Genomic DNA, 15253 nt, shown 5'->3' on the forward strand with positions numbered 1-15253 from the left:
TTCCCGCGCCACGCGCCGGAGGGCGGCGGCCCGTTCGCACGCGAACCCCCGCCGTGCGCGGGCCTCGTGGGGGAGCGTGGTGCCGGGCCCGGGGCAACTCCTCGGGCACGGCCCATGGTCGTGCACACGACAGATGCGATAGGCATGCCCCCATGGACAATCGCACCCGATGGAGAACAGCGATCGTCACCACCGTCGTCGGCCTCCTCGCGGCCCTGACCGGCGGCCCGGCCCGGTCGGCGGCCGGCACCCAGGCCGGCACCCAGGCCGGCACCCAGGCCCGCCTCCACCCCGGTGCCCCGGCAGGGGAAGAACACACCGTGGGCAAGGTGACCGCCTTCACCGCCGCCCCCGCCGAATTCCGCATCCAGGCCGGCCCGGCGACCGCCCGCATCCGTTTCCCCACCCCCGAGACCCTCCACCTCGAACTCTCCCCGGAAGGCCCCTTCGCCGACCCCACCGGCGGGGACATCGTCCTGCCCCAGGGCCCACCCCCGCCCACCCGCTGGCGCGACCGCGGCGACCACTACGAACTGGGCACCTCCCGGCTGACGTTGCGCGCCTACAAGAACCCCCTCCGCTTCGCGCTCCACCGCGCCGACGGCACCCGCCTCTGGTCCGAGACCAAGGGGCTGACCTGGACCGAGGACCGCACCACCCAGACCCTCTCCCGCGGCGCGACGGAGCAGTTCTACGGCGCGGGCATGCAGAACGGCCGCGGCAGCACCTCCCACCGCGGCAAGAAGGTCGAGGTCGGCGTCGACTACAACTGGGACGACGGCGGCCACCCCAACTCCGTGCCGTTCTACCTCTCCTCGGCCGGCTACGGCGTCTACCGCAACACCTACGCGCCCAACACCTACGCCTTCGACGACCCGGTGACCGCCACCGCCCGCGAACGCCGCTTCGACGCCTACTACTTCGCGGGCCGCACCCCCAAGCAGGTCATCGGCGGCTATACGAAGCTCACCGGCCGCCCCTTCCTCCCGCCCCTCTACGGCCTCGAACCCGGCGACTCCGACTGCTACCTGCACAACAAGAACCGCGGCGAGCGCCGCACCCTGGACGCGCTGAAGGTCGCCGACGGCTACGTCGCCCACGACCTGCCCCTCGGCTGGATGCTGGTCAACGACGGCTACGGCTGCGGCTACGAGCACCTCCCCGAGGCCGCCGAGGGCCTGGCGGACCGGAAGGCGCACCTGGGCCTGTGGACCGAGGACGGCCTCGGCCGGCTCGCCGACCAGGTGAGGGCCGGCCAGCGCGTGGCCAAGCTGGACGTCGCCTGGGTCGGCGAGGGCTACAAGTTCGCCCTGGACGGCTGCAAGGCCGCCTACCGGGGCATCGAGGACAACAGCGACGCCCGCGGCTTCACCTGGGCCCCGGAGAGCTGGTCCGGCGCACAGCGCTGCGGGGTCCAGTGGTCCGGCGACCAGAAGGGCTCGTGGGACTACATCCGCTGGCAGATCCCCACGTACGCGGGCGCCACGATGTCCGGACTCGCGTACACCACCGGCGACATCGACGGCATCTTCGGCGGCAGCCCGAAGACGTACGTCCGCGACCTCCAGTGGAAGGCGTTCCTGCCGGCCGTGATGACGATGGACGGCTGGGCGCCGAGCGACAAGCAGCCCTGGCGGTACGGCGAGCCGTACACGTCCGTCAACCGCAAGTACCTGAAGCTCAAGGAGTCCTTGCTGCCCTACATGTACACCTACGCGGCCGAGGCGGCCCGCACGGGCGTCGGCCCGGTCCGCCCGCTGGCCCTGGAGTACCCGGACGACCCGAAGGCGGCCACGGACGCGGCCACGTACGAGTTCCTGAGCGGCGAGCACTTCCTCGTGGCGCCCGTCTACGAGGACAAGGAGACCCGCGACGGCATCTACCTCCCCAAGGGCACCTGGACCGACTACTGGACGGGCCGTACGTACCGGGGCCCGGCGACGCTGAACGGCTACCGCGCCCCGCTGGACACCCTCCCGCTCTTCGTCAAGGGCGGTGCCGCGATCCCGATGTGGCCCGGCATCCGCTCCTCCCGGGACCGCACGCCCGACTCCCCGCTGGCCTGGGACGTCTACCCCGAGGGCGACTCCTCCTTCACCCTCTACGAGGACGACGGGGTCACCCGGGCCCACCGCGAGGGCGCCGCCGCCCGGCAGCGGGTGCACGTGGCGGTGGACCGCGGCGGGGTGACCGTCGACGTCGGCGCGTCCGTGGGGCACTTCCGCGGCAAGCAGACCGCCCGCCCGTACGTCTTCACGGTCCACTCCCGCACGGCGCCGACCGCCGTGACCCTGGACGGCCGTCCGCTGCCCCGCGGCAGCTGGTGGTACGACCCGTCCGACCGCGGCGGAGCGCTCCATGTCACCACCCCGCGCCGGGCGACGGACCGTCCCTTCACCCTGGTGCTGAAGAACGCGGGCGCGGTGACGGGTTGACGTCCCCGGCGGGGAACGCCCCTGTGCGCCCGGGGCGTTCCCCGCCCACGAAGGTCAGCGGGCGCGCCCGACCCGGCGTCCGTCCCACACCGGCCCGGTCGTCTCCCGGACGCGGCCGTCGGAGCCGAGGACCGGATGGCGGTCGAAGGAGCGGGCGCGGGACTGGAGACGGTGCGTTGACCACGGAAGCGGGCGGACGGCACGGCGCACGCCCCTGCCCTTCTACGTGTACGCCGTCCTCGCCAACTCCCTGTTCCAGCGCGGCGTGTTCTCGGGGCCACCACCATGGCCCTGGCCATCGCGCTCGGCGGCAGCCTGCAGAAGGTGTCCTGGCAGCTGGTCTACCTGGGGTCCGCCGGGGCGTTGCTGCTGGCCGCCGCGGTCCTGCTGGCCAGGGCGCCTCGTCGGCGGGTTCGCGCCGCTGCTGGCGGAGCGGGCCGACGAGCGCCTGGGCGTACGGCTGTTGGTGCCGGGCACCCCGGTGGTCCTCATGGCCGCGCTGATCGGCTGCGGCCAGCTCGTCCTGGGCCTGCTGGTGGACGCGTTCGGCCCCGGCCGCGGATTCGCGTGGTACGCGCTGGTCCCCGCGCTGGCCCTGCTGATCAGCGTCCCGGCGCCGAGACGGGGCACCTGGGCCGCCCGGCGGGACTGCCGCCGGCGGCCGGGTCAGCTCTTCCGGTCGAAGTCCTTCATCGACTTCTCGAAGACCTCGCGCTGCAACTGCTCGGAGGTGAGCACGTCGTCCGCCGCCGGGGCGCGCAGCTTCGGGTCCACCCCGAAGTCCCGGTACTCCTCGGTCAGCAGGGTCTCGCCCTTCGAACCCCTGCCGTGCTCACGGGCCTTGAGCGGGAGGTCGTCCCGGCCGATCCACATGTCGATCTCGACGCGGTCGAGGCCGGCCTTGCGCTGGTCCTTGACGTAGGACTCGCGCAGCCAGCCGCGCAGCGCGTTGCCCTTGTACCGGGCCAGGTCGTCCAGGACGACCGTGCCCTTGAAGTGGGCGGCCTTCGCGCCCCCGACGTCCTCGGTGCCGACCCGGCGGACGTCCTTCGTCGAGCGCAGCACGCCCAGCAGGACGGGGAGGTCGCCCTCGGCCCGCTTCTGGACGTCCTCGGGCTTGGGGGCCGGGCCCTCGTGCAGGGGGATGCTGTACCAGGAACGGCCCTTGCCGTACGTGCGCATCGTCTCGTCGTCGGAGCGCTTGGTGTAGAGGCTCCGGCCGTCGCCGATGGCGTGCTCGAAGACCTCCTTGCCCTTCGGGCCGGGCCGCCAGGTCCTGCGCTCGTCCATGTCGGGCCGGCGGGTGAAGGCGTACTCGCCGCGCTCCGTGCCCTCCCGGTCCGTGCGCTTGCGCTTGGTGCGGTAGGAGTTCTGTTCCGCGGTCTTCTTCGACGCCGCCGTCAGGACGGTCTGCGGATCGCGGGTGTCCTCCTTCTCGCCGCCGCCGCAGGCCGCGAGGGAGAGGAGAAGGGCGGTGCCCAGGGACGCCGCCAGGGCGTTCTTCGTGAATGTGGTGATCGTTCGCATGTTCGCGGTCCAGCGTACGCGGGGCCCGGACGGCGCAGGGCGCCGCCCCCGGTGAGGGGTCGGCGCCCTGCGCGGCGGTCACTTCTCCGGGCCGTCCTGCGGCGGGGTCTCGTCCCCCTCGTCCCGCGGCTTCGGCCGCGGCGGGCGGGTGCGCCCGCTGGTCGTGTCCCGCAGGTACGACGCGTCGGCCACGCCCGGCTCGGCCGCCAGGCCGCCCGGCTGGCCGGGGGCGGGCGGGGTGCCCGGACCGCCCTGGGACTGCCCGTCCCGGCGGCGCAGATACCGCTCGAACTCGCGGGCGATGGCCTCGCCCGACGCCTCCGGCAGATCCGCCGTGTCCCGCGCCTGCTCCAGCGACTGGACGTACTCGGCGACCTCGCTGTCCTCCGCCGCGAGCTGGTCCACGCCCAGCTGCCACGCCCGCGCGTCCTCCGGCAGCTCGCCCTGCGGGACGCGCAGGTCGATCAGGTCCTCCAGGCGGTTGAGGAGGGCCAGCGTCGCCTTGGGGTTCGGCGGCTGCGAGACGTAGTGCGGCACGGCCGCCCACAGGCTCACCGTCGGGACGCCCGCGTGCGTGCACGCCTCCTGCAGGATGCCGACGATGCCGGTCGGGCCCTCGTAGCGGGACTCCTCCAGGTCCAGCGTGCGGGCCAGGTCCGGATCCGAGGTGACGCCGCTGACCGGCACCGGCCGGGTGTGCGGGGTGTCGCCGAGCAGCGAGCCCAGGATCACCACCATCTCCACGCCCAGCTCGTGCGCGAAGCCCAGGATCTCGTTGCAGAACGACCGCCAGCGCATGCTCGGTTCGATGCCCCGGACCAGCACCAGGTCGCGCGTGCCGCCCCGGCCGTCCGCGCCCCCGCCGGCACGCACCACGGACAGCCGCGTCGTCGGCCAGGTGATCTTGCGGACCCCGCCGTCGAGCCAGACCGTCGGCCGGTTGACCTGGAAGTCGTAGTAGTCCTCCGCGTCCAGCGCGGCGAACACCTCGCCCTTCCACTCCCGGTCCAGGTGCGCGACGGCACCGGACGCGGCGTCACCGGCGTCGTTCCAGCCCTCGAAGGCACAGATCATGACCGGGTCGATCAGCTCGGGAACTCCCTCAAGCTCGATCACCCAGCGCCTCCTTCCGACCGGGGCGGACGGGTCTCGTACCACCGCCGGTTGCCGTTCCGTGCAGTTGTCTTGCGTCCCCCAAGCCTACGACTTCGGCGACGCGCGGTCGCAGTCCCCGGAAGGGACGCTCGTCACCCTTCCCGTCCCTCGCCGCCCCGCACGCCCCAACCGCTGCGGTACGCGCGCCAGTCGTCGTCCGTGGCGGCGAAGTCGGCGTACAGGGCGAGGCCGAACCGCTCGCGGTGCCGGTCCTCCCGGGTCAGCCCGAGCCGGGCCCCGCGCAGCGCCGCCGCCGCGGTCTCGGCCGAGCCGTGGTGGCCCATGTCGTCGGTGTGGAAGAAGGGCAGGCCCATCAGGAGGTCGGTGCCCGAGGGGGTGGCCTCCAGCGCCAGCCGGGTCTGCTGCGCGACGTAGCCGCCGTACAGGCTCTCCCACGGCAGCGCGGTGTCGTAGGACATGACCGCTATCTGGTCGGTGCGCCGGGCGACCTTGGCGAAGTACGCCTGCGACCACCACTTGGGGCTGCCGAACGCCCGCGAGGCGGAGTGCATCGACGGCAGCGGGTCGATCTGCTGCGCGGCGACGGACAGGACGCCGCCGGCCGCGCGGACGGCGGGCCGGAGCGCGCCGAGGAGGGCCAGGAAGTCGCGGTCGCCGTCGCGTATGGGCTCGACGTCGAGGTGCACGCCCCCGAAGCCGTCCCTCATCACCTCGGCCGAACTGGCCACCACCGCCTGCCTGGTGCGGGCGCGGTCCAGGCGCAGCCCGCCCGTCCCGTCGCGCGCGACGACGTCGCCGAGCCACGCCTGCACCCGGATCCCGGGCAGTGCGCGGTGCACGGCGTCCAGCAGCCGGCGGGCGCCGCGGTGGGCGGAGGCGGGCAGGGTGCCGTCGTGCTCCAGCGGCCCGGCGTGGACGTACAGGTCGCGGATGCCGGTGCCGGCGATCCGCCGCTCCAGCCGGGCGAGGTCCTCGTCGGTGCGGCGGCCGTCCAGCCAGGCGTGGCCCAGCCAGAGCGCGTCGCGGCCGCGGGTGACGGCGTCGTCGGCCGGCACCCCCGCGTAGGAGGCCCGCAGCGCCCCGGCGGCGGCCACCACCGGCACCACGACGACGAGCACGACGGCGATCAGGAGCCGTTTGACGGCGCGCCGGCTCGGCGGCCGGACGCGGGCCAGGAAATCCGGGCGCTTCATGGTGCTCCCCCCTCTTCTTCCCTTGACGGGCGGGGGCCGCGAGGGGTTGCCTCGCGGACACGGAGGGCGGGGAGGGACGTCGTCCCTCCCCGCCCTCCGTGAGCGGTGCCGCGGATCAGCCCTTGCGGTCCAGCATGTCCTTGACCTTGGCGCGGACGTCCTCGTCGTCCAGGCCGCGGATGGTCAGGGTGGTGCGGCGGCGCAGGACGTCGTCCACCGTCTCCGCCCACTCGTGGTCGCGGGCGTAGGCGACCTGGGCCCAGATCTCCGGGCCGTCGGGGTGGATGCGCTCGCCCAGCTCCGGGTTCTCGTTGACCATGCGGGCGATGTCGAAGGACAGCGAGCCGTAGTGGGTGGCGAGGTGACGGGCCGTCAGCGGGTCCATGCGGCTGCCGGGCTCGCGGTCCACGAGCAGGCGGTGGGCCACCGCGTTGGGGTTGGCGACACCGGGCAGCGGGGTGCGGCGGACCAGGCTGGAGACGGGCTCCATCTCCTCGGTCAGCGGGCTGCCGGGCACCTTGGCGAGCTTGTTCATGACCGTACGGCCGATGTGGCGGTAGGTCGTCCACTTGCCGCCGGCGACGGAGAGCATGCCGCCCCGGCCCTCGGTGACGACGGTCTCGCGCTTGGCCTGGGCCACGTCGCCGGGGCCGCCCGGCAGCACGCGCAGGCCGGCGAAGGCGTAGGTCATCAGGGAGCGGTCGAGGTCCGCGTCCACGATGGAGAACGCCGCCTCGTCGAGGATCTGCTGGATGTCGTCCTCGGTGGCGCGGACGTCCGCCGGGTCGCCCTCGTACTGGGTGTCGGTGGTGCCGAGGAGGAGCTGGTCCTCCCAGGGCAGGGCGAAGGTGATGCGGTACTTGTCGATCGGGGTGGCCATGGCGGCCTTCCACGGCGACTTGCGCTTCATCACGATGTGCGCGCCCTTGGAGAGGCGGATGGAGGGGGCCGCGCCCTTGTCCTCCATCTTCCGCAGGTGGTCCACCCACGGGCCGGTGGCGTTGAGCACGACGCGGGCGTCGATGCCGAACTCGGTGCCGTCGATGCGGTCCTTGACCTCGGCGCCGGTGACCTTGCCGTGGGTGAAGCGCAGGCCCTGGACCTCGGCGTGGTTGAGGACGACCGCGCCGGACTCGACGGCCGCGCGGACGGTCATGATCGCCACGCGGGAGTCGTTCATCTGGTGGTCGTAGTAGACCGCCACGGCCTTGAGGTCGTCCGTGCGCAGACCGGGGTTGTCGGCCTTGGCGCGGGCCGGGGAGATCACCTTGCCGACGCCGTCGCCGAAGGCGGACAGCGCCGAGTAGGCGAACACGCCGGCGCCGAGCTTGGCCGCGCCGACCGGGCCGCCCTTGTAGACGGGCAGGTAGAAGGTCAGCGGGTTGACCAGGTGCGGGGCCACGTCCTTGGCCAGCACCCGGCGCTCGTGGTGGTTCTCCGCGACCAGCTTGACCGCGCCGGTCTGCAGGTAGCGCAGACCGCCGTGGACGAGCTTGGAGGACGCGGAGGAGGTGGCGCCGGCGAAGTCGCCGGCGTCCACCATGGCGACCCGCAGTCCCGACTGCGCGGCGTGCCAGGCGACCGAGGTGCCCAGGATGCCGCCGCCGATGACCAGGAGGTCGTACGTCGCGTTGGACAGTCTCTCCCGGGCCTCGGCGCGGCCCGGGTTGACGCCGGCGGCCGGGTGCGTTCCCAGGGTCGGAACGCTCTGCGGGGTTGTCATGATTACTCCTCGTCCTCGATCCAGCCCATGGTCCGCTCGACGGCCTTGAGCCAGTTCTTGTACTCGCGGTCACGCGTGTCCGCGTCCATGCGGGGGGTCCACTCGGCGGCCCGGCGCCAGTTGGCGCGCAGCGCGTCGGTGTCCGGCCAGAAGCCGACGGCCAGGCCGGCGGCGTAGGCGGCGCCGAGGCAGGTGGTCTCGGCGACCATCGGGCGCACCACGGGGGCGTCCAGGAAGTCCGAGAGCGTCTGCATCAGCAAGTTGTTGGAGGTCATGCCGCCGTCGACCTTGAGGGCGGTCAGCTCGACGCCGGAGTCCTTGGTCATGGCGTCGGTGATCTCGCGGGTCTGCCAGGCGGTGGCCTCGAGCACGGCGCGGGCGATGTGCGCCTTGGTGACGTAGCGGGTCAGGCCCGCGATCACGCCGCGCGCGTCGGAGCGCCAGTAGGGGGCGAACAGGCCGGAGAAGGCCGGCACGAAGTAGGCGCCGCCGTTGTCCTCGACGGAGCTGGCGAGCGTCTCGATCTCGGCGGCGCTCTTGATGAGGCCCATCTGGTCGCGCATCCACTGCACCAGGGAGCCGGTGACGGCGATGGAGCCCTCGAGGGCGTAGACCGGCTTCTGGTCGCCGATGCGGTAACCGACGGTGGTGAGCAGGCCGTTGTACGACTGGACGGGCTCGTCGCCGGTGTTCATGAGCATGAACGTTCCGGTGCCGTAGGTGGACTTGGCCTCGCCCTTGTCGTAGCAGGTCTGGCCGAAGAGGGCGGCCTGCTGGTCGCCGAGCGCGGAGGCGACCGGGACGCCGTCGAGGGCGCCGCCCTTGGCGGTGCCGTAGACCTCGGCGGAGGAGCGGATCTCCGGCAGCACGGCGGCCGGGATCTCCATGGAGGAGAGGATGCGGTCGTCCCACGCGAGGGAGCGCAGGTTCATCAGCATCGTGCGGGAGGCGTTGGTGACGTCGGTGACGTGGACGCCGCCGTCGACACCACCGGTGAGGTTCCAGATGACCCAGGAGTCCATGGTGCCGAAGAGGATGTCGCCGCGCTCGGCGCGCTCGCGCAGGCCCTCGACGTTGTCCAGCAGCCAGCGGACCTTGGGGCCGGAGAAGTAGGAGGCCAGCGGGAGGCCGGTCTCGCGGCGGAAGCGGTCCTGGCCGACGTTGCGGCCGAGCTCCTTGCAGAGGGCGTCGGTGCGGGTGTCCTGCCAGACGATGGCGTTGTGGACGGGCTCACCGGTGTTCTTGTCCCAGAGCAGCGTGGTCTCGCGCTGGTTGGTGATGCCGATGGCCTTGACGTCGGCGGCGGTGATGCCGGCCTTCTCGACGGCGCCGGCGACGACCTGCTGGACGTTGGCCCAGATCTCCTTGGCGTCGTGCTCGACCCAGCCCGGCTTGGGGAAGATCTGCTCGTGCTCCTTCTGGTCGACGGAGACGATGCGGCCGTCGCGGTCGAAGACGATGCAGCGGGAGGAGGTGGTGCCCTGGTCGATCGCCGCGATGAACGGACCGTGGCCGTGGGTGCTGGTCATGTGGTGTGTGCTCCTGAGGTCTGAAGGTCTCGGCTGTCGTCGTGCGTGCGTCAGAAGGCCTGGTGGATGCCGGCGGCGACGGCGGCGCCGACGAGCGGGCCGACCACCGGGATCCAGGCGTAACTCCAGTCCGATCCGCCCTTGTTGGGCAAGGGCAGCAGCGCGTGCACGATACGCGGACCGAGGTCGCGCGCGGGGTTGATCGCGTAACCGGTCGGGCCGCCGAGCGAGAGGCCGAGGCCCACGACGACGAGCGCGACGATCAGGGTGCCGGTGCCGCTGACGGCGAGGCCCTTGGTCAGGCCGAGGTTCAGGATGGCCAGGACGAGCACCGTGGTGGCGATGATCTCGGTGGCCAGGTTCTGCACGACGTTGCGGATCTCCGGCCCGGTGGAGAAGACACCCAGCACGGGACCGGCCTTGGGGGCGGCGGCCCGGTCGACGAGGCCCTCCTCGTCGAGCTTGGCGACCAGCTCCGGGTCGGTCAGGTGGGCCTTGAACTGCCCGTAGTAGGCGAGCCACACCAGCGCGGCACCGATCATGGCGCCGAGCATCTGGGAGCCGATGTAGACGGGTACGTCACCCCACTCGGTGCCGCCGTCGATGGCGAGACCGAGCGTGACGGCCGGGTTGAGGTGCGCGCCGGAGGGGGCGGCGATGTACGCGCCCGCCAGGACGGCGAGGCCCCAGCCGAACGTGATGGCGACCCAGCCCGCGTTGAGCGCTTTCGAACGCTTCAGCGTGACGGCGGCACAGACGCCGCCACCGAGCAGAATCAAGACAGCGGTACCCACGGTCTCGCTGATGAAGATGTCGGAGCTGGACACCCGCGACTCCTTTGTCCTTCGTCCAGGGGAAGGCGAACCCCGGGTCCCTCCGGTGGTCCGCGCCCTCCGTGAGGGCGGTGATCGGTCCCGTGGCACTGCACACCATAGCGAATATTGTCGGTAGGTGTTCGACAATGCCGACCGATGCACGGCAGTTTTCTGCACGGTTAAGGGCACGTCAAGGCCTGTGTGACCGGAAACTCCCGGACAACTGGCCAGAAATCTCCGTTTGAATACCGACCGGTAACGAGGGGGTCTCGGCCCGTTCGAACGGACCCGGCCAAGGGGTCAGAACCGGCCGGCGCCGAGGTCGCGGGAGACCGCCCGCGCGCAGTCCCGCACCGCGGCCACGAGCTGGGCCCGCAGCTCGCCGTCCGCGCAGACGCGCTCCACGGCGCCGGTGATGCCGACCGCGCCGACCGGCATCCGCCGGCGGTCGTGGATGGGGGCGGCCACCGACGCGACGCCCGCCCAGGTCTCCTCGACGTCCGCCGCCCAGCCCCGGGCGCGGGTGAGGTCCAGGACGCCCTCCAGCTCGGCGAGGTCGGTGACCGTGCGGTCGGTGAACGCCTCGCGGCCGGTCTCGGCGAGCTGGCTGTGCGCGACCGGGTCGTAGGCGCAGAGCACCTTGCCCAGGGCGGTGCTGTGCAGCGGCTGCATCGCGCCGACCTCCAGCACCTGCCGGCTGTCGTCCGGCCGGAAGACGTGGTGGATGATCAGGACGCCCTGCTGGTGCAGCACGCCCAGGTGGACGCTCTCGCCGCTGGCGCGGGCCAGGTCGTCCGCCCACACCAGGGCGCGGGCCCGCAGCTCGTGCACGTCCAGGTAGCTGTTGCCCAGCCGCAGCAGTTCGGCGCCCAGCTGGTAGCGGCCGGAGGCGGGGTCCTGCTCGACGAAGCCCTCCTGCTGGAGGGTGCGCAGGATGCCGTGCGCGGTGCCCTTGGCGAGCCCCAGCGCGGAGGCCACGTCGGACAGCCCCAGCCGCCGCTCGCCGCCCGCGAGCAGCCGCAGCATCGCCGCCGCGCGTTCGAGCGACTGGATGGTCCGTGCCATCGGGCAGCCTCCTCCACAGTGCCGTTCCCCATATGCCGTTCGGCATTGCTGAACACTATCGGCCGATGCCGACCAGGGGGTAGCCGACGTGGCGTGATCATGATCGCTGAGGGCGGGGCCGGGCCGGTGCCCCGCCCGTCCGGGGCGTGGGACGCCCCCTGCGCCGAACGGGTTGTACGGCTACGCTTGCCGCGTGCGTCCTCTCCGGGAGGGCGCAAAGCCGACAGCCGTCGCAACCACGGGAGCTCCCCATGGCCTCGAAGCCATTGACCGTCAGTTCTTCCCGCTCCGACCGCCTTCGGGAGGCCCTCGCCTCCCGCGTCGTGGTCGCCGATGGGGCCATGGGCACCATGCTCCAGGCTCAGGACCCGAGCCTGGAGGACTTCCAGCAGCTGGAGGGCTGCAACGAGGTCCTCAACGTCACCCGCCCCGACATCGTCCGCTCCGTCCACGAGGCGTACTTCGCGGCGGGCGTGGACTGCGTGGAGACCAACACCTTCGGCGCCAACCACGCGGCCCTCGGCGAGTACGACATCGCCCACCGCGTCTTCGAACTCTCCGAGGCCGGCGCCCGCGTGGCCCGCGAGACCGCCGACTCCTTCGCCGAGGCGGACGGCCGCGACCGCTGGGTCCTCGGCTCCATGGGCCCCGGCACCAAGCTGCCCACCCTCGGCCACGCCCCCTACACCGTCCTGCGCGACGCCTACCAGGCCAACGCCGAGGGCCTGATCTCCGGCGGCGCCGACGCGCTGCTCGTCGAGACCACCCAGGACCTGCTGCAGACCAAGGCGTCCGTCCTCGGCGCCCGCCGCGCCCTGGAGGCCACCGGCCGGAACCTGCCGCTGATCGTCTCGGTGACGGTGGAGACCACCGGCACCATGCTCCTCGGCTCGGAGATCGGCGCGGCGCTGACCGCGCTGGAGCCGCTGGGCATCGACATGATCGGCCTCAACTGCGCCACCGGGCCGGCCGAGATGAGCGAGCACCTGCGCTACCTCTCCCGGCACGCCCGCATCGGCCTGTCGTGCATGCCCAACGCGGGCCTGCCGGTCCTGGGCAAGGACGGCGCCCACTACCCCCTGTCGCCGGGCGAACTGGCCGACGCGCAGGAGACGTTCGTCCGCGAGTACGGCCTCTCGCTCGTCGGCGGCTGCTGCGGCACGACGCCGGAGCACCTGCGGCAGGTCGTGGAGCGCGTCCGCGGCCTGACCCCCTCGCCGCGCGAGCCGCGCCCCGAGCCGGGCGCCGCCTCCCTCTACCAGTCGGTGCCCTTCCGGCAGGACACCTCCTACCTGGCCATCGGCGAGCGGACCAACGCCAACGGCTCCAAGAAGTTCCGCGAGGCCATGCTGGAGGGCCGCTGGGACGACTGCGTGGAGATGGCCCGCGACCAGATCCGCGAGGGCGCGCACATGCTCGACCTGTGCGTCGACTACGTCGGCCGGGACGGCGTGGCGGACATGGAGGAGCTGGCCGGCCGCTTCGCGACCGCCTCCACGCTGCCCGTCGTGCTGGACTCCACCGAAGTCGACGTCATCCGCGCCGGGTTGGAGAAGCTGGGCGGCCGCGCCGTCATCAACTCGGTGAACTTCGAGGACGGCGACGGCCCCGACTCCCGCTTCTCCAAGGTCGCGGCCCTGGCGCGCGAGCACGGCGCGGCGCTGATGGCCCTGACCATCGACGAGGAGGGCCAGGCCCGGACCGCCGAGAAGAAGGTGGAGATCGCCGAGCGGCTGATCGCGGACCTGACACAGAAGTGGGGAATACGCGAATGCGACATCCTCATCGACACGCTGACGTTCACCATCTGCACGGGCCAGGAGGAGTCCCGCAAGGACGGCATCCACACCATCGAGGCGATCCGCGAGCTCAAGCGCCGCCACCCCGACGTCCAGACGACGCTCGGTCTGTCGAACATCTCCTTCGGCCTCAACCCGGCCGCCCGCATCGTGCTCAACTCGGTGTTCCTGGACGAGTGCGTCAAGGCGGGCCTGGACTCGGCGATCGTCCACGCCTCGAAGATCCTGCCCATCGCCCGGCTGGACGAGGAGCAGGTCCAGGTCGCCCTCGACCTCATCCACGACCGGCGGCGCGAGGGCTACGACCCGCTCCAGCGGCTGCTGGAGCTCTTCGAGGGGGCGACGGCCAAGTCGCTCAAGGCCGGCAAGGCGGAGGAGCTGGCGGCGCTGCCGCTGGAGGAGCGGCTCCGGCGCCGCATCATCGACGGCGAGAAGAACGGCCTGGAGGCCGACCTGGACGCCGCGCTGGCCGAGCGCCCGGCCCTCGACATCGTCAACGACACGCTGCTGGAGGGCATGAAGGTCGTCGGTGAGCTCTTCGGCTCCGGCCAGATGCAGCTGCCGTTCGTCCTCCAGTCCGCCGAGGTCATGAAGAGCGCGGTGGCCTACCTCGAACCGCACATGGAGAAGAGCGACGCGGAGGGCAAGGGCACCATCGTCCTGGCCACCGTGCGCGGCGACGTCCACGACATCGGCAAGAACCTCGTCGACATCATCCTCTCCAACAACGGCTACACCGTGGTCAATCTGGGCATCAAGCAGCCCGTCTCGGCGATCCTGGAGGCCGCCGAGGAGCACAAGGCCGACGTGATCGGCATGTCCGGCCTGCTGGTGAAGTCCACGGTGATCATGAAGGAGAACCTGGAGGAGCTCAACCAGCGCAAGCTCGCCGCCACTTACCCCGTCATCCTCGGCGGCGCCGCCCTGACCCGGGCCTACGTCGAGCAGGACCTCCACGAGATCTACGAGGGGGAGGTCCGCTACGCCCGCGACGCGTTCGAGGGCCTCAAGCTCATGGACGCCCTCATCGCCGTCAAGCGCGGCGTGCCCGGCGCGACCCTGCCCGAGCTCAAGCAGCGCCGGGTCGCGAAGACCGCGTCCCCGCTGGTCGTGGACGAACCGGAGCCGGAGGGCGCCGTCCGTTCCGACGTCGCCGTCGACAACCCCGTCCCCGAGCCGCCGTTCTGGGGCACCCGGGTCGTCAAGGGCATCGGGCTCAAGGACTACGCGTCCTGGCTGGACGAGGGCGCCCTCTTCAAGGGCCAGTGGGGGCTGAAGCAGTCGCGCGACGGCGGCCCGACGTACGAGGAGCTGGTGGAGACCGAGGGGCGGCCGCGGCTGCGCGGCCTGCTGGACAAGCTCCACACGGACAACCTGCTCGAAGCCGCCGTCGTCTACGGCTACTTCCCCTGCCACTCCAAGGGCGACGACCTGATCCTGCTCCACGAGGACGGCAGCGAGCGCACGCGCTTCACCTTCCCGCGGCAGCGGCGGGGGCGGCGGCTGTGCCTGGCGGACTTCTTCCGCCCGGAGGAGTCGGGCGAGCGGGACGTGGTCGGCCTCCAGGTCGTCACGATCGGCTCGCGCATCGGCGAGGCGACCGCCTCCCTCTTCGCGGCGGACGCCTACCGCGACTACCTGGAGCTGCACGGCCTCTCCGTCCAGCTGGCCGAGGCGCTGGCCGAGTACTGGCACGCCCGCGTCCGCGCCGAGCTCGGCTTCGCCGGGGAGGACCCGGACCGGGTGGAGGACATGTTCGACCTCAAGTACCGCGGCGCCCGCTTCTCCCTGGGCTACGGCGCCTGCCCGAACCTGGAGGACCGCGCGAAGATCGCCGAGCTGCTGCGGCCGGAGCGGATCGGCGTCCACCTCTCCGAGGAGTTCCAGCTCCACCCCGAGCAGTCCACGGACGCGATCGTGATCCACCACCCGGAGGCGAAGTACTTCAACGCCCGGTAGCGCGGAGAGCGGCGGCGCGGAAAAGGGAGGCGCGCTCCGGGGCTTGGGCGCCGTAGAATTGCTGTCCGGTGAAGGCCGGTCCGCGCGTCGCG

General features: G+C 72.2%; 8 protein-coding genes and 1 pseudogene. 2 read left to right on the top strand and 7 right to left on the bottom strand.

The features are described 5' to 3' along the window. Nucleotides 1–152: 152 nt before the first annotated feature. Nucleotides 153–2432: pseudogene (locus AC230_RS22960) on the top strand (glycoside hydrolase family 31 protein); the annotation flags it as partial. Nucleotides 2433–3101: 669 nt separating this feature from the next. Here AC230_RS22960 and AC230_RS22965 read toward each other — a convergent pair. The 7 genes from AC230_RS22965 to AC230_RS22995 all read right to left on the bottom strand — a co-directional run bounded on the left by AC230_RS22965 (nt 3102) and on the right by AC230_RS22995 (nt 11403). After that, the gene (locus tag AC230_RS22965) at nt 3102–3962 is read right to left on the bottom strand and encodes an SCO4651 family lipoprotein (RefSeq protein ID WP_049718243.1); all 861 of its coding nucleotides are present in this window, start codon (nt 3960–3962) and stop codon (nt 3102–3104) included. Between the two features lie 78 nt (nt 3963–4040). Then, nucleotides 4041–5078, bottom strand: coding sequence for a PAC2 family protein (locus tag AC230_RS22970; protein ID WP_049718244.1), 1038 nt, complete (start codon nt 5076–5078; stop codon nt 4041–4043). A gap of 131 nt (nt 5079–5209) precedes the next feature. Further along, nucleotides 5210–6271: a glycoside hydrolase family 18 protein gene (locus tag AC230_RS22975; RefSeq protein WP_049718245.1), complete on the bottom strand. Its 1062-nt coding sequence runs from the start codon at nt 6269–6271 to the stop codon at nt 5210–5212. Between the two features lie 115 nt (nt 6272–6386). After that, nucleotides 6387–7994, bottom strand: a complete 1608-nt coding sequence (locus tag AC230_RS22980; protein WP_049718246.1) for a glycerol-3-phosphate dehydrogenase/oxidase — start codon at nt 7992–7994, stop codon at nt 6387–6389. A 2-nt stretch (nt 7995–7996) separates the two neighbouring features. After that, the gene (gene glpK, locus AC230_RS22985; RefSeq protein WP_049718247.1) at nt 7997–9523 is read right to left on the bottom strand and encodes a glycerol kinase GlpK; all 1527 of its coding nucleotides are present in this window, start codon (nt 9521–9523) and stop codon (nt 7997–7999) included. Nucleotides 9524–9573: 50 nt separating this feature from the next. Then, nucleotides 9574–10350: an MIP/aquaporin family protein gene (locus AC230_RS22990; RefSeq protein ID WP_049718248.1), complete on the bottom strand. Its 777-nt coding sequence runs from the start codon at nt 10348–10350 to the stop codon at nt 9574–9576. 288 nt (nt 10351–10638) lie between these two features. After that, entirely contained in the window at nt 10639–11403 is a 765-nt protein-coding gene (locus AC230_RS22995) for an IclR family transcriptional regulator (protein ID WP_049718249.1), read from the bottom strand. A gap of 251 nt (nt 11404–11654) precedes the next feature. Here AC230_RS22995 and metH point away from each other — a divergent pair, with 251 nt between their 5' ends. Then, a complete protein-coding gene (gene metH, locus AC230_RS23000; protein ID WP_049718250.1) occupies nt 11655–15161 on the top strand; it encodes a methionine synthase in 3507 nt (1168 codons plus the stop codon). Nucleotides 15162–15253 lie beyond the last annotated feature (92 nt).

The organism is Streptomyces caatingaensis (genome assembly GCF_001187435.1).
Lineage (GTDB): Bacteria > Actinomycetota > Actinomycetes > Streptomycetales > Streptomycetaceae > Streptomyces > Streptomyces caatingaensis.